The 15,919-nt window shown below is 32.4% G+C and carries 12 protein-coding genes and 1 pseudogene; 10 read left to right on the top strand and 3 right to left on the bottom strand.

Going from position 1 to position 15,919, the window contains the following annotated elements; all coding sequences use genetic code 11:
- Positions 1-223: 223 nt before the first annotated feature.
- The gene (locus ABID96_RS18200; protein WP_192603891.1) at positions 224-1,936 is read left to right on the top strand and encodes an ABC transporter ATP-binding protein; all 1,713 of its coding nucleotides are present in this window, start codon (positions 224-226) and stop codon (positions 1,934-1,936) included.
- Between the two features lie 91 nt (positions 1,937-2,027).
- Here ABID96_RS18200 and ABID96_RS18195 read toward each other — a convergent pair whose 3' ends face one another.
- On the bottom strand, positions 2,028-2,816 hold the full coding sequence (locus tag ABID96_RS18195) for a nitroreductase family protein (protein ID WP_377896986.1): 789 nt from the start codon (positions 2,814-2,816) through the stop codon (positions 2,028-2,030).
- 466 nt (positions 2,817-3,282) lie between these two features.
- Here ABID96_RS18195 and asnB point away from each other — a divergent pair, with 466 nt between their 5' ends.
- Complete coding sequence (asnB, locus tag ABID96_RS18190; protein WP_192603893.1) at positions 3,283-5,190, top strand: asparagine synthase (glutamine-hydrolyzing); 1,908 nt, start codon at positions 3,283-3,285, stop codon at positions 5,188-5,190.
- A gap of 177 nt (positions 5,191-5,367) precedes the next feature.
- Here the strand turns inward: asnB and ABID96_RS18185 are convergent, their stop codons facing one another.
- On the bottom strand, positions 5,368-5,781 hold the full coding sequence (locus ABID96_RS18185) for a YhfM domain-containing protein (protein ID WP_483301197.1): 414 nt from the start codon (positions 5,779-5,781) through the stop codon (positions 5,368-5,370).
- A gap of 231 nt (positions 5,782-6,012) precedes the next feature.
- Here ABID96_RS18185 and ABID96_RS18180 point away from each other — a divergent pair, with 231 nt between their 5' ends.
- The 4 genes from ABID96_RS18180 to ABID96_RS18165 all read left to right on the top strand — a co-directional run bounded on the left by ABID96_RS18180 (position 6,013) and on the right by ABID96_RS18165 (position 10,461).
- On the top strand, positions 6,013-6,273 hold the full coding sequence (locus ABID96_RS18180) for a hypothetical protein (protein WP_192603894.1): 261 nt from the start codon (positions 6,013-6,015) through the stop codon (positions 6,271-6,273).
- A 377-nt stretch (positions 6,274-6,650) separates the two neighbouring features.
- Positions 6,651-7,106, top strand: coding sequence for a helix-turn-helix domain-containing protein (locus tag ABID96_RS18175; protein WP_192603988.1), 456 nt, complete (start codon positions 6,651-6,653; stop codon positions 7,104-7,106).
- Positions 7,107-7,637: 531 nt separating this feature from the next.
- Positions 7,638-8,030, top strand: a complete 393-nt coding sequence (locus ABID96_RS18170; protein WP_192603895.1) for a hypothetical protein — start codon at positions 7,638-7,640, stop codon at positions 8,028-8,030.
- Positions 8,031-8,328: 298 nt separating this feature from the next.
- Positions 8,329-10,461 (top strand): HelD family protein, encoded by a 2,133-nt coding sequence (locus ABID96_RS18165; protein ID WP_192603896.1) that lies wholly within the window; start codon positions 8,329-8,331, stop codon positions 10,459-10,461.
- Positions 10,462-10,631: 170 nt separating this feature from the next.
- Here ABID96_RS18165 and ABID96_RS18160 read toward each other — a convergent pair whose 3' ends face one another.
- Positions 10,632-11,558 (bottom strand): bifunctional helix-turn-helix transcriptional regulator/GNAT family N-acetyltransferase, encoded by a 927-nt coding sequence (locus tag ABID96_RS18160; protein ID WP_192603897.1) that lies wholly within the window; start codon positions 11,556-11,558, stop codon positions 10,632-10,634.
- Between the two features lie 185 nt (positions 11,559-11,743).
- On the opposite strand from ABID96_RS18160, the pseudogene ABID96_RS18155 reads away from it, so the two are divergent.
- The 4 genes and pseudogenes from ABID96_RS18155 (at position 11,744) to ABID96_RS18140 (ending at position 15,834) form a co-directional block, all read left to right on the top strand.
- A pseudogene (locus tag ABID96_RS18155) lies at positions 11,744-12,293 on the top strand (GNAT family N-acetyltransferase).
- A gap of 193 nt (positions 12,294-12,486) precedes the next feature.
- On the top strand, positions 12,487-13,200 hold the full coding sequence (gene sleB, locus ABID96_RS18150) for a spore cortex-lytic enzyme (protein WP_192603898.1): 714 nt from the start codon (positions 12,487-12,489) through the stop codon (positions 13,198-13,200).
- Between the two features lie 12 nt (positions 13,201-13,212).
- Positions 13,213-14,553 (top strand): germination protein YpeB, encoded by a 1,341-nt coding sequence (gene ypeB, locus ABID96_RS18145; RefSeq protein ID WP_192603899.1) that lies wholly within the window; start codon positions 13,213-13,215, stop codon positions 14,551-14,553.
- A 405-nt stretch (positions 14,554-14,958) separates the two neighbouring features.
- A complete protein-coding gene (locus ABID96_RS18140) occupies positions 14,959-15,834 on the top strand; it encodes a YitT family protein (RefSeq protein WP_088002231.1) in 876 nt (291 codons plus the stop codon).
- Positions 15,835-15,919 lie beyond the last annotated feature (85 nt).

The raw sequence follows: 15,919 nt of genomic DNA, 5'->3' as shown, positions 1-15,919 counted from the left end.
TATATTTGGAATACTACAGTGAATCTTCAACGCTTTTTTCAAGCTCAATGAATATTCTCGTAATCTGGTTTCTTCTAATATAAAATACTTTTCCCACTCTATATTAAATTTTCCATATTTCCACATTTTAGATGATTATATAGCACACTTACTTTACATGTGATAATGTAATATCATCTACCAAAGTATGAAATGTAACAGAGATGGGGTGTGTAGTATTTCTATGATAAAACGATTTTTTAAATATTATATTCCACACAAAAAACTATTTTATATAGACTTTTTTTGTGCGGTACTTGTTGGACTAATGGAACTTGGATTTCCTCTTGCTGTCTCGTGGTTTATTGATCGGCTTCTACCTGAGGGAAATTGGAGTTTAATCATTACAGTAAGTGTTGGACTTCTTGCACTCTATTTAATTAGTTCGGGAATGCAATTTGTTGTTAACTATTGGGGACATAAGTTAGGGATCAATATCGAGACTGACATGCGTCGTGAATTGTTTAATCATGTACAGCGTCAGTCATTCCGTTTCTTTGATAATACAAAAACAGGACATATTATGAGCCGTATTACGAATGACTTAATGGATATCGGAGAATTAGCGCATCATGGACCTGAAGATTTATTCATTGCAATCATGACGTTTATCGGTGCATTTTGGATTATGCTTGCAATTAATGTGAAATTGGCACTAGTAGCCATCATCATTGTACCGTTTCTTGTATGGTTGATTTCATATTCAAACATGAAAATGAATGCTTCTTGGAGTCAAATGTATGGAAATATTGCAAATGTAAATTCCCAAGTGGAAGATAGTGTTTCAGGGGTTAGAGTTGTCCAATCATTTACAAATGAACAATACGAAATGAAGCGTTTCAACAAAAATAATCAATTTTTCCGTAAAACTAAATTGAAAGCTTATAAAGTAATGAGCTGGAATCTACTAGGAATATATGTTTCAACTCGACTGATGACGCTTGCCATCTTAGTTTTTGGAGCTTGGCTTAGTTTTACAGGAATATTATCTTATGGTGAGTTAGTTGCCTTCATACTGTATTTAAACATCTTATTTAAGCCAATTGATAAAATCAGTGCACTTCTTGAGTTATATCCAAAAGGAATGGCCGGGTTTAAGCGATTTACAGAACTTATGGATTCAGAACCAGATATTGAAGATGTACCAGATGCAATCGAAGTTTCTTCATTAAAAGGTGATATTCGTTTCCAAAATGTTACTTTTGGTTATGAAAACAAACGCACGGTCTTAAATAATATTTCATTTTCGATTGAAGCCGGGAAAACAGTCGCTTTTGTTGGTCCATCTGGGGCAGGTAAAACAACAATTTGTTCATTAATTCCACGTTTCTATGATGTATTAGAAGGATCAATTTCAATTGATGGAATCGATCTTCGTGAAATGACAAAGAAATCACTACGTTCAAATATTGGTATAGTACAACAAGATGTTTTCCTTTTTACAGGTACTCTGAGAGAAAATATTGCATATGGAAAATTAGGAGCTTCTCAGGAAGAAATAGAAGAAGCAGCTAGAAAAGCTCATCTGACAGATTTAATTGCTTCATTACCAGATGGGTATGAAACGCAAATAGGTGAAAGAGGATTAAAGCTTTCTGGTGGTCAAAAGCAAAGGTTGGCGATTGCTAGAATGTTCTTAAAAAATCCGCCAATTTTAATATTAGATGAAGCTACTTCAGCACTTGATACTGAAACGGAAGCAATTATTCAAGAAGCTTTAAATGATCTAGCGAAAGATCGAACAACGCTTATTATTGCACATCGTTTAGGTACGATTAAAAAAGCTGATCGTATTCTTGTCATAACTGATGAAGGAATTGCAGAAGATGGTACGCATAAAGAGCTACTTTCACAAGAGAATGGGATTTTTGCTAAATTGCATGCACATCAGCATTGATTATGATATTTTAGTTAAACTAACAAAAAGTCGATTTCCAATTATGGAAATCGGCTTTTTTCATAGAGAATGTACTTAATTCTTACTTTCTTCATTCATTATTCATATAATTCTGTTTCTCCAAGTAATCTAAAACCGTCTTCGAAAATTGATGATGAGATTCTTGCGTATATTTGGCAATTGTATAAATTTGAGCTAAATTCTTTAACCCTAATTGTTCTGTCATTTCCTTTAGCTTAGGGATGTCCATGTAGCGTTTCCAGCCCTTTTCATCTCTTTCCTTGTAAATTTCAAGGATTTCTTCATTTGAATAATCATGGTACTGTTCATAATGAACTAACCCATGACGCGGAAGTCGATCACGTAATGGAGGATTTTCTTTTGGATAGCCTAAGGAATAGCCCACAATTGGCACGACATTTGGTGGTAAATTAAGGATCTCACCAATCTGATTACAATTTGCGAGTGTAGAGCCCATATAACAAAGTCCTAGTCCAGCATTCTCTGCCGCCAAAGCACAATTTTGTGCTACCAAAGTCGCATCAATGGCACCAATCATAAAACTCATAAAATTATCAAAATGTACTGGTGCATCATTCAGTGTAAGCCATTTTCTCATTCGATTAAAATCTGCACAAAAAGTTAAAAGTATGGGAGCATCAATAACCATTGATTGATCCATATGAGCGGTATATAATTTTTTCTTCAGTTCTTTGTCTTTCGTGACAATAACGGAATAAGATTGCATATTGCCACTAGAAGAAGCGCGAATACCAGCATCTAATATTTGTTCCAACAGTTCTTGACTGACATCCTTATCTTCATATTCTCGTATAGATTTGTGCCCGTGTAAAACATCGTTTAATTCCAAAACTATCACTCCCTATATAAAAGGTTTATTAGAAATAAAAAGAAAATCATATCAAAAGGATCGAGTAAGACTCTCTTATTTCATTTTATTCTGAATAGTCAAATTATATTGTAAAACTATCATAAAATCCATTTTTGTTGTAAGTTATTCTCATTTTATTAGTAGATTAATGAATAAAAGGGAGTTACTAAAGTTCCTTTTTTAATAAGATGAGCTAACTTAAAGCATGGAAACCAATGACTGCATTTTTTGTCCGAATAGATTAACCTATTCAGTTAAAAGTAAATTTTTCCTACCTAAAAAGTTTTATTTTATTAGAAAAGTAAATAAAACCGATATTTCGGTCATAGAAATGACACAACTTGTTTCATAAAGTTTACAACTTTACCTTATTTGTTTATCGTTTCGAAACATTTAAAAACTACTCTTATTAAGAAATAGAGCAATATATGAATGATAAATGGGGTAGATAATAATGTGTGGATTCATTGGAATTTTATCTTCAAGTAGGAATGATAAAATTAATAGAAAATCAATTAAAGAATATAATAGAATAATGAATCATAGAGGACCAGATGATGAAGGATATTATCATGACGAATATTTATCACTCGGATTTAAGCGATTGAGTATTATAGACATCGAAAACGGTCACCAACCATTAAATTCCTTAGATCAAAGATATTGGATTGTTTTTAATGGAGAAATTTATAACCATAAACAGTTAAAGAAAGAACTTGAAAAATTGGGATATCACTTTGAAACGAACTCTGATACTGAGGTATTACTGTATGGATTTATAGAGTGGAAAGAAGAAGTATTACAAAAACTTCGAGGAATGTTCTCATTCTTAATATGGGATTCTATTACACTAACCTTATTTGGAGCACGAGACCCATTTGGAATTAAACCTCTCTACTATTATGAAACAGGAAATGACATTGTATTTTCCTCTGAAAGTAAAGTTATTGATAGAGTAGTAGAGGATTTGAATGGAAACTTATTAAAATTAGATGAAATTGCATTACAGCATTACTTATCATTCCAATATGTTCCAGAACCAAGTACAATCTATTCCGAAGTTAAGAAAATTGAACCTGGTACTTATTTCATAAAAAAACTGTATCAAGAGATGATGATAAAACCTTATTGGAAACCATCCTTTGCTCAAGCAGTTCATTCCAAGAAAGTTTTGATCAAAGAGATAAGGGATGTGCTAATAGATTCTGTAGCTATGCACATGAGAAGTGATGTTCCTGTAGGTGCATTTTTGTCGGGGGGTATTGATTCAACTGCAACCGTTGCAATTGCTCGACAAATAAATCCTAAACTTAAAACATTCTCTGTAGGATTTGAGAATAAAGGTTTCAGTGAAATCGATGTTGCAAAAGAGTCAGCATTAGCATTAGATGTTGAAAATATTCATCGGTTTATTTCCCCAAAAGAATATATCGAAGAATTACCAAAAATCATTTGGCATTTAGATGACCCCTTAGCAGATCCAGCAGCAATACCACTGTATTTTGTAGCTAAGGAAGCTAGAAAACATGTAACAGTGATACTTTCTGGAGAAGGGGCAGATGAATTATTTGGTGGCTATAATATATATAAGGAACCCGATTCTTTAAAAATGTTTGAATATCTCCCAACTAACTTAAAACGTGTGCTAAAACATTTGTCCACTATTATGCCAATTGGAATGAGAGGAAAGAGCTTTATAGAAAGAGGATGCATCCCTTTGGAAGAAAGATATATTGGGAATGCAAAAATATTTGAAGAAAATGAAAAGAAGAAAATCTATTTAAAGCATGACAACTCAGTGAAATACAGTTCAATAGTAGAACCTTACTATAACTTAGTTAAGAAGGAACCACTCGTCAACCAAATGCAGTTTATTGATATGCATACTTGGCTAAGAGGAGATATATTAGTAAAAGCCGATAAAATGACAATGGCAAACTCAGTCGAACTACGAGTTCCATTTTTAGATACTGAAGTATTTAAAGTTGCCTCTAAAATACCTGTCTCTTTAAAGATTTCTAATGGCACAACAAAGTATTTATTTAGAGAAGCAATGCGAGGAATCGTTCCTAATCATGTCATTAATCGAAAAAAACTCGGATTTCCTGTTCCAATCAGTCAATGGCTAAAAAACGGATTGTATGACTGGGCAATTAACCTTATTCATGAAAGTCAAACAGAATACTTATTTGATAAATTTTATATCATGACTTTATTAGAAGAGCATTGTCTAAATAAAAAAGATAATAGTAGAAAAATATGGACTGTATTACAATTCATGCTATGGCATCAAGTATTTATTGAAAAGAAATATACTTTTGAAGAAAAGAAGGAAGAAGTTAAATATAGTCAATATACATAAAAAATATGCGGCAGCATGGCAAAAGGGAAAAATGAAATTTATGAATAAGATGAACTATTAAACTTTGTATGAGTTATTTGAAATCTATGGACTGCTTTGGCAGTCCTTTTTGATTTTAACAGATAGGTTAATGGAAGAAGTTATGTGGATTTTTTATATCCTTCCTATTTGTTAAAGCTATAACTTTCTACCAGTAAGGATTTTAAAAATTTCTGATGAACTCTTCTTGTCTAATTGAACATATTTACTTTCGGCATCTATAACAAGTTCTACTTGATCTTTATTAGGACTAATCCATAGCTCATATAAAACTGCTTTTGCCTGAGTATCTGGATTTTTAAATTGAAATATAAATCTGTAATCAGCGGGACGGACCATATCAACTTTTGCATGTTCCCAATCAGCTTTACTTAATATTTCTCTTACCATTTTAACTTTCTCATTATTCTTTACAACTTTAAAATCTTCATAATGATTTACTTTAACAATGAGTTTTTCAACAATTATATTTTGTTCTTTAATTTCCATTTGCTTTGAACAACCCGTTATAAAAGTAGAGATGATGACAATTAACGTAATTAAATATTTCAAATTGATCCCCCTTATATATAAAGACATTGTTATAATAAAAATGACATTTTTTTCCTTTTATCTAAGCGTATCACAAAGAGCTATACATTTGGGGAGTGAATGTAAATGTCAACTCGGTGGTAGATTAATATATTATATCGAACATCGTCTAAACGCAGGATGTTTTATGATCACCATTATTTATTCCTAAGAGTAAAGCGAAAAAAAATTTAAAGATTGGGGATTCATATAATGAGATTAGATCTGTTTATTACGTTTATTGTATTCAGTGCTTATACCAGCTTACTCTCAGAGATTGTCGCAGAATTCTTCCATTATTCACATATACTAATGTATGGACTCTCTGGAGGGATTATCGCTGGTTTCATTTTTCTAGTGCTAAAAAATATTCCTGGGATATCCCGTAAGACAATGAATATAAAATTAGCCTTAGTAATCATAATGTTTAACGGTGGTTTTTTTGGGATTTTAGGGAAATATCTTGGTCTATAAAAATATTTGTTTTGTACAAAATAGCCCTAGTGGTTATTAACCACATACTTATCTAGTATGTGGTCTTTTTGTTTAGTTTCATAAAACTAATTATGAGTTTAGTATAATAAGAACTATTGATAATGGATCAGATGTGAAAAACGGGGAAGTAGTATTAAAATAATAAAATAGAGTTTTACAATATAAATCACAAAATTAGTGGAGATTTTTTCTGTGTTTTGTGTACAGCACTTTTAAAAATGAGGACAAATAAAATATGCGGATAGTGCTAGTTTTTTTATAAGCAACTATAGGTTGCACCTTGCTGCGCCTATAACTATCTTTACTTTTGTTATGCACTCCATCAATACTGGAAATAAGGAAAGGTGATGAATAAAATGATTTTTAGCGAACGATTAAAAAAGGAACGGGAAAAAAGAGGTTGGTCACAAACTGATCTTGCTGAAAAAATTCATGTTAGTCGTCAATCAGTTTCAAAATGGGAAACTGGTAAGAACTATCCGAGTATCGAAGTTATTATTGATTTGAGTGATCTATTCAGTATTACGATAGATGAAATGTTGAGAAGTGACGATGAATTGAAAGAAAAAGTAATTCGAGATAGTAAGAAATTGGCGTATCCGAAATGGAAAATGTTCTTTGATAATGTAGTCCTAATAGGAACAATATTATTAGTAGTAAAACTAATTATTATAGGACTAAATCATTTTTTTGACACAAATATAATCATTTCAGAGGGCTTACCAAAAGTTCTAACCAATTTTTTGCCATTAGCTTTAATGGTGATTGGGAGCATTGGTTCGGAACAGTTGAAAAATAAATATGTTGATTAAGGGTAGCTAAGGCTATCCTTTTTTAGTTTGCTCTAGACTCTTACAAGAAAATTATTTACAAACTTATGTGATAGTTTTGTAGCCAAATGTGATTTAATTAAATTATATAAATGATATTTAGGAGATTATTATGAATTCAATTTTTATCAAACTTAGGAATAGCTTATTTAAAAACAGGGTAAAGAAAATTGTCGTAATACAATTGATTTTGTTAATTCCTCTATTTATATTCTTTGTTTATTCCTTACATTCAGGTAGTGTAAATTATTTATACAACGCATTTTTCCAAATTATTATAGCTTTGATCAACGTCTTATTTTGTATCGAACAATATATTTTGAAAAAGAAAGGATACAGTATTACATACTTAATTTTAGCGATTCTTTTTGTGTATTCGGCAATCCAAAGTTTTAATTTATACTATTTAAAGATTGACTAACACATGCTTAGCACAATAGCTTGAGGAATAAATTTTTTGCTAAGTAATAGAGAAATTAAAGAAAATTTTAGTTTTCTTTGGAGTAATGAATTGTGAAAAGAATATTTCCAATCTGGTTGGCACTTAGTTTTTTAATTGGAGTATATGGGATTTTTAAAACTTATACTATAGTAAGCCCTGAAACTGATTTTCCTTTGTTTATGGATGGTTCATTAATTATATTTTTTGTACCAAGTATTTCGCTAGTTATGAGCACACTTATTTTAATACTATTTAAATTGATTAAGTCCAAACTTGTTTTCGTTTCATTAAGTTTAGTTATTGTATTAGCTGTAGCTATTTATTCTTTTTTATTTTTTAGAGGAATATACGGAACTGTGGGAATATTAATTTTGGACTCTGAGTTTATCTTATTAATCACATTACATTTCTATATCTCTACAATTCCAAAACTATTGAATTTGAAAAATATTGAAAAGATATAAATAGACTGGAATGTATTTGATGTATGTTTTAGTTTGTATCTAAAACATTTTTTCACTCAGTAGGTGAACCAACTTCTATTTATGAAAAAGATAAAAATTGGAAACCTTTTACAGAGAAATAATTATTTCTTCTTCAACTAATGCCTAGATGAAGAATCACGAGTTGCTTCGGCAGCTTTTTATTCTTTTATTCTTACTATTTCTTTTAATAAGCTCTTTACTTTACTCTCATCTCTTTGATACAATTGCATTCCGTCTGAAAATTCGGTGTTCTATTTAAGTAGGGAGGTTAGGAAAAATGGAAACACAAGCATATGAAGAAGAACTTCAGCAGTTAAACACAATTATGAACGAAATTGACCGGCAGTTAACTAAGCTTGAATGTGTCCCTATATATACAGGGAGTGATGTAACAGAACAAGTATTAGAAGGGATACGAGAAACAAATCGTAGAAACCTTCGGATAGCCATAAATGAGCCATACTTTGGGCGAATGGATTTTCAAGAAGAAGGCAAGGAATCCGTTCCACTTTATATTGGAAAAATTGGTGTATCTGACATAGAGACCGAGGATCCGATGGTTATTGATTGGCGTGCACCTGTTGCTAGCATGTTTTACTCATTTACAGGAGGAGACGATCTCGCTTATTACGACTCTCCTGAAGGAATCATTGAAGGCTTAATTTATCTTAAGCGCAATATTGTCATCCGTAAAAAAAATCTCCAGCGCGTTGTAGATACATATATAAAAGGCAGCCAAAATGAATCCGTTACTGATGATTTTCTACTATATCGATTAAGCGAAAACAAAGATAATCGTTTAAAGGATATTGTTTCAACAATTCAATCCGAACAAAATGATATTATTCGTTCATCGAAAAACACTCCATTAATCATTCAAGGAGTTGCCGGAAGCGGAAAAACAACCGTTGCCCTGCATCGTCTTGCTTACCTAATTTATCAATATCGTGAAACGATACGTGCAGAAAAAATGATTATATTTGCACCAAATAATATGTTCCTCAATTACATTTCTAACGTGCTTCCTGAGCTGGGAGTAGGTGGTATTCAACAAACAACATTTACAGATTGGGCTTTAGCTATATTAGACAATGAAGTGGCTGCCAAAGATTCTTCAGAGAATCTGGATAAATGGTTCACTACTGGTGTCGACCGTCCTAAAATAAACGAAAATACACCTGGCAAGTGGAAAGGCTCAATTCATTTTAAAGACTACATTGATCGTTGCATAGAAAAATATGAAGCATCAGCTGTTCCTGACAGAGATTTTGAACCATGGGACAATATAAAAATCGAAAAAGAAACACTTCATCAATGGTTTAGTTACGAATACACGCATTATCCATTGGCTAAACGAAGAGAACGTATTGTAGCGAGGATAAAAAAGTGGATTGATGGTGGGATCAAAAATATTGAAGAAACGAACATTAAAAAAGATCGAAAGAAAAAAGCAACTCAGTATCTAACTTCCTATATGAAGCAATGGCCTAAGCATACGGCTCTTTCATTCTATAAATCCCTACTAACTGACAAATCAACACTTGTAGACAGTATTCCGGCAGAGATTATGAAGACGACTACAATGAACTGCAAAAAGAAAGTGGTAGACCTGGAGGATCTCGCTCCGCTTGTCTATATTCACAACCGTCTGTATGGCATCGAAACCCAGCACAAATATCATCATGTCATTATTGATGAAGCGCAGGATTTTTCACCTTTTCAAATTGGATTATTAAAGCAGATGGCACAAGGGAATTCATTTACTATCTTGGGAGATTTATCGCAAGCCATTCATGAGTATCAGGGTATCAAAAGTTGGGACGAATTCTTAGAGATTTTCAATCATGATCAAGTTAAATATTACGAATTAAGCAGGAGCTATCGTTCTACAATGGAAATCATTCACTTTGCTAATGAAATTATTTCAAAAGCAGAAATTCCTGTTAGGTTAGCTAATCCTGTATTTAGGAGCGGCGAAAAAGTAAAAATGATCCAAGTAGAGGATACGAACCGGACCAATTTGATTATTAAAACCATCGAGCAGTTTCAACATAATAAAATGGATACAATTGCGATCATTGGTCGTACTGAAAAAGAGTGTGCTCTGTTACATGACGCACTGACAGAATCAGGGATGACTGCTACCTTTATTCACTCAAAACAACGCAAATATGAGGGTGGCATTTCAGTAGTTCCGGTATACCTTGCGAAAGGACTTGAATTTGATGCTGTATTACTTATGGATGTAGACGAACAGCATTACGAAGCCACAAAACAAGATGCAAAGCTACTCTATGTTGGATGTACACGTGCTCTACACGAATTATGGGTGTTATATTCTGGACGTAAATCTCCACTAATTGAGGATATTGATGTGCAGCTATTTACGAGTATGGATACATTTATTTGACGTACCGAGAATCCAAGTAAATCATATATAACGCTAAATTTTCTTTAATACATAGTAGAAAAAGGCATTGCTTCTGGGCAATGCCTTTTTCTCAACAATGATTATCTAATGAATTGTTTCCTCCACCTAAACCGAATGGGCGAGTAGCCCAATTTGGTATTTTAAATAAATCAATGTGTAAGATCTAAATCCCATCTTTCTTCAATTAAAAGTGTATCTGTCCATTCATCATTAGGTTTTTCTTCAGTTAATGTAAATTGATACTTTTTATAGAGATGGCGAGCTGCTTCTAATGTACTAACTGTCCATAGAAATACATGATCATACTTCTGTTCCCTACAAAAGCCAAGGGCCGTCTCAATTAGATTTTTCCCAATACCCATTCCTTGATAGTTTTCATCTAAAATAAACCATCTAAGTTGTGCAATTTGATCACTGAATTTAGTAATCGCAATTGATCCTACGATTTCTCCGTTTACTTCAGCGACCCATAATTCTCCACCATCATTATTTATGAGGAAATCTGTTAGGCCCTTCATCACGTAATATTCAAAGATTTGTCCAAATTGAAATGTTGATGACGTATATATTTTTCCGTGTAGATAAGCAACATTACCTAAATCCCCAGGTAAAAAAGGACGAATACTGACTTTCGGTTTGATAGAGCTACTTTCTGTGAAAATCGTTTCAATTGTTTCCATAGAAGTAACTAGTTTAGTAATGCTTTGCTCAGATAAGTTTTTGATCATAGTGTCTACACCACTGTTTGCATTTTGAACTAAGTCATTATAAATATTGATACCATGCTCGGTTAAATAAAGACTATATTGACGTTTGTCTTTAGTAGATTGCTTTTTGATCATAATTTTTTCATCTTCAAATCGTTGAATAATACGGCTCAAATACCCACGGTCAATCCCTAAGTTTTCTTGAATTTCCGTTGCAGTACAACCGTTTCTATAATGAATTTCTGTTATGACCCGAGCTTCTGTTAAAGGAAAAGGTTTATGATAAATCTTCTGGTCAATCTTACCTAATTGATTTGCATAAAATCTGTTAAACTTACGAATTTTCTCTACAAAATGAATAGAACCCATAGATAGTCTCCTTAATATTTTGAATTTTATATCAATTAACTATAATATAATACGGTTAGTTGACAAAGTCAACTAACTTAAAGTGCTTCTATCTCTCCTAAAACTCAAAATCGATTATAATCATTTATATGGAAGTTTATGGTATTTAACAAAATGACCATTTTATTGGGTGTGGAGAGTGCTAGATGAATATGAATGTTATTTTTAATGAACTACCTGTATTAAAATCAGAAAAAATCGTATTATGTAAAATCGAAGTTGACCATTTTGAAGCATTATTTGCAATTTATGATAATGAAGCTGTTTTTAAGTACTGTGGTATTATTCCAAAGCATAATAAGGCAACTGTAAAAAAAATGATTGAACATTTCGATCGTGATTTCAGTAAAAAAACGAGAGTTAAGTGGGGAATATTTACAAACGATGTGTTAGTAGGAATCAGATTTTAATCAAAAAGTGAATATGGTGACAATAGGATATTATTTAGCTGAAGAATATTGGGGCTGTGGAATTGCAACAGAAGCGGTAAGTGTACTATTGGCATTTTTATTTAATGAAGGAAACGTAAACAGAATTCAGGCAGAAGTAATGCCACAAAATGAACTATCTAAAAAAGTTTTACAGAAAAATGGATTTTTAAAAGAAGGTACACTTAGACAAGCAACAATATGGTCAGGAAAAGGAATAGTAGACTTGGAAATATACAGTATCTTAAAAGAGGAATATATGAAATAAGTAGAGTTTAATTGAAGAATTTATATCAACATCCTAATTATAAACAAGATCTCAAGATGCAAATTGAGGTCTTTTTTTGTATATTTTTTTAAATTCCACCGAAAAATCAAAAGCATTATAAGGTAATTACATAAATTGGTAATGTTTTGAAAAAAATACTTTTACATAGACTCATAATTTTAAGGAGGATAAAATGCGGAAACAAATTTTTTTAAAAGGTCCGTTGATTTATTTCATTATTTTCGTTTTGTTTTTTTTAGACAATGATCAAATCGTAAAGGTAAGTGCTTTTTCAAATCAAGTGATCCAAATGGGCGCAGTTGGTGAAGACGTAATTGAACTTCAATCACGACTAAAATATAACGGCTATTATACAAGTAAAGTAGATGGTGTTTTTGGTTATAACACATACTGGGCTCTAAGAAACTTTCAAAATAACTTTGGACTTCCAGTAGATGGGATTGCTGGTGCGAAGACAAAGGCAATGCTAGTGAAAGCAACAAAATATGAAAAAACTGGCACGAGTGCTGGTTCAAACGTACCAAGTGGGTATTCACAAAATGATATCCAGTTAATGGCAAATGCAGTGTATGGGGAATCCCGAGGTGAGCCATATATAGGGCAAGTTGCAGTAGCAGCGGTCATATTAAACCGAGTTGGAAATTCAGCTTTCCCTAACACGGTTTCAGGTGTAATTTTTGAACCAGGTGCGTTCACTGCAGTAGCAGACGGTCAAATCTATTTAACGCCAAATGAAACTGCTAAGAAAGCTGTATTAGATGCAGTAAATGGATGGGATCCAAGTGATAATGCACTTTATTATTTTAATCCTAAAACTGCAACAAGTGCTTGGATTTGGAGTCGCCCACAAATTAAAACAATCGGTAATCATATTTTTTGTAGATAGGAGGTAGGTACTATGTTGAAAGGAATATTAATTGGTGTGTTATCAATTGGTCTAATTGGAACAGCTTTTTGGGGTTATTCAGAACACAATGAAAAAAGAGCCGTTAAGATTCAGGCAGAAAATAATTATCAACGAGCATTTCATGAACTAACTTATGAAGTAGATTTACTTCATGATAAGATTGGTGACACTTTAGCAATGAAGTCAAAAACATCATTGTCTCCTGCACTAGTAGAAGTATGGGGTCTCACATCGCAAGCACATTCAAATGTAGGACAACTTCCTTTAAGATTATTACCTATTAATAAAACAGAAGAGTTTTTAAGTAATATTGGTGATTTTAGTTATCGGACTGCTGTTCGTGATCTTGATAAGGAGCCATTAAGTGAAAAAGAGTATGATACACTTCAAAGGCTATACGAAAATTCTGCAGAAATTCAAGGTGAGTTAAGAAAAGTACAGCATTTGGTTTTTGAAGATAAATTAAGATGGATGGATGTAGAGCTTGCATACGCAAAAGAACAAAATCCAAAAAATAATGTCATAATTGACGGATTTAAATCAGTGGAAAGTAGCGTTGCTTCGTACTCGGATGCAAATATGGACCCGGCTCTGACAAACTTCAAAGTGAATCGTAATAATCTTGCGAATGTAAAAGGTGAAAATATTAATAAAAGCCAAGCCAAAGAAATTGCGAGGAAGTTTCTTGAATTAAATGGTTCGGAGAAAATAAAAGTTAGTCATACCGGAGAAAAGCTAGAGGATCATTATTATAGTTTAGAAATTACTGATCTAAAACAGAAAAATGAAACTTATATGGATATTACGGAAAAAGGCGGCTATCCACTTTGGGTGATTAGTAATCGTGAAATCGGAAAGCAAAAAATTGATTTAAATAAAGCTTCTCTAAATGGATTGAAATTTTTAGAGAGAAATAAATATCCAAATATGGAGCTTTTCCAAAGTTCACAGTATGACACAGTTGGTGTTTTTACGTATGTTTCAAATATTAATGGTGTAAGAATCTATCCGGAATTAATTACAATGAAGATTGCGTTAGATGATGGAAGTATCGTTGGATTTTCAGCTAAAAACTATTTAGCAGCGTACACGAAAAGAAAAATTCCAGAACCTAGAATTTCGATTGAGGAAGCACGTAAAAGCGTGAATTCTAATATGAAAATAATGGAGGAAAGAAAAGCCATCATATTAAACAAGTTAAACCAAGAAATACTTTGTTATGAATTTGTGGGCATAAGGGGTAACGACACCTACCAAGTCTTTATTAATGCAAACACAGCTGTTGAGGAACAAATTAAAAAACTAAATAATGTCATAGAAAATTTTGATTAAGTAAGATAGAAAACCTTAGAACTTAACTAAGGTTTTTCTTTTTTAGGCTCTATTTATATTAATTGGTGATTTTAGCTAAATATATTAAGAGTATGAAAAGAGAATAGCCGGTTCGAGAGTAATTGGAATGGAAGGTGCGAAGACTCCTATGGGAGATGCGGGAAACTTGAGACCCCGGAGGCTTGCCGAGGAGGCTCAAGGTCATGCCCCATGGAAAGCGAAGTACCTGGAATGGAAATCAGCATTCTTCTTTTTTAACAGAGCCTTTTATTAAAATATCATAATGAAGTTTTATAAGAGATTTTAATTGATCAAGAATTAGAAAAGAATAAAATGAGAACTTTTGAGAACATTAACTATATGTTTTATTTGGAAAAGAAAAAAATACTCAGGACGGAACTGTATATGACAGAAATAAATCCTACAAATCGAAAATCAAAAAAAGTAAAGATTTTAAAGAATGCAATCGCAATGTGTGTTGGGGCAATTCTCGTAGCAGTGGCATTAGAAATTTTTTTAGTACCTAATGACGTTATTGATGGAGGTATTACAGGAATTTCTATTATGATTTCAAACCTAACGGGTTTACCATTAGGAATTTTTATATTTGTTTTAAATATTCCTTTTTTCTATTTAGGTTATAAGCAAATAGGAAAAACCTTTGCGTTTTCAACTATTTTCGGAATCATTGTATTATCGTATTTTACGTCAAGATTTCATCCTGTACCTCCATTTACAGACGATATACTACTTGCAACAATTTTTGGAGGAATTATTCTTGGTATTGGAGTTGGACTGGCAATTCGATATGGTGGAGCCTTAGATGGAATTGAAATACTGGCGATCATCATTAATCAAAAGATTCCTTTTTCAGTCGGTCAAATTATATTGATCTTCAACCTATTTATTTTAGGAACAGCAGGTTATGTTTTTACATGGGATAGAGCAATGTATTCAATTTTAGCCTATGTTATTGCATTTAAAACGATTGATATTGTCGTAGATGGTTTAGAACAATCAAAATCTGTTTGGATTATTAGTGACAAAAGTATTGAGATAGGTGAAGCGATACTATCAAGATTAGGTCGTGGTGTTACATATATAAATGGTGAAGGAGCTTTTTCTAGGGATGATACAAAAGTAATCTTTTGTGTTGTTACACGACTAGAAGAAGCAGAAATCAAGGATCTAGTCGATGATATTGATCCAACTGCATTTTTAGCAATTGCTGATATCGCTGAAGTAAGAGGCGGTAGATTTAAAAGTAAAGCAGCACATTGAGAAGAGATTGGATGGATTTTTTCTGAATTGAAGTTTAACAATTTAAAGTAACTGAATAAAAAACCATTTCGCATATCGTGGAGTG

It is taken from the genome of Gottfriedia sp. OAE603, from assembly GCF_040543965.1.
GTDB lineage: Bacteria > Bacillota > Bacilli > Bacillales > Bacillaceae_G > Gottfriedia > Gottfriedia solisilvae.
This window is presented reverse-complemented; position numbering and strand designations above follow the sequence as displayed.

Excerpts from the sequence above, each read along its gene's own strand:
- ABID96_RS18200 (WP_192603891.1), top strand. The coding sequence starts at position 224 with ATGATAAAACGATTTTTTAAATATTATATTCCACACAAAAAACTATTT.
- asnB (WP_192603893.1), top strand. The coding sequence starts at position 3,283 with ATGTGTGGATTCATTGGAATTTTATCTTCAAGTAGGAATGATAAAATT.
- ABID96_RS18180 (WP_192603894.1), top strand. The coding sequence starts at position 6,013 with ATGAGATTAGATCTGTTTATTACGTTTATTGTATTCAGTGCTTATACC.
- ABID96_RS18175 (WP_192603988.1), top strand. The coding sequence starts at position 6,651 with ATGATTTTTAGCGAACGATTAAAAAAGGAACGGGAAAAAAGAGGTTGG.
- ABID96_RS18165 (WP_192603896.1), top strand. The coding sequence starts at position 8,329 with ATGGAAACACAAGCATATGAAGAAGAACTTCAGCAGTTAAACACAATT.
- ABID96_RS18160 (WP_192603897.1), bottom strand. The coding sequence starts at position 11,558 with ATGGGTTCTATTCATTTTGTAGAGAAAATTCGTAAGTTTAACAGATTT.
- sleB (WP_192603898.1), top strand. The coding sequence starts at position 12,487 with ATGCGGAAACAAATTTTTTTAAAAGGTCCGTTGATTTATTTCATTATT.
- ypeB (WP_192603899.1), top strand. The coding sequence starts at position 13,213 with ATGTTGAAAGGAATATTAATTGGTGTGTTATCAATTGGTCTAATTGGA.
- ABID96_RS18140 (WP_088002231.1), top strand. The coding sequence starts at position 14,959 with ATGACAGAAATAAATCCTACAAATCGAAAATCAAAAAAAGTAAAGATT.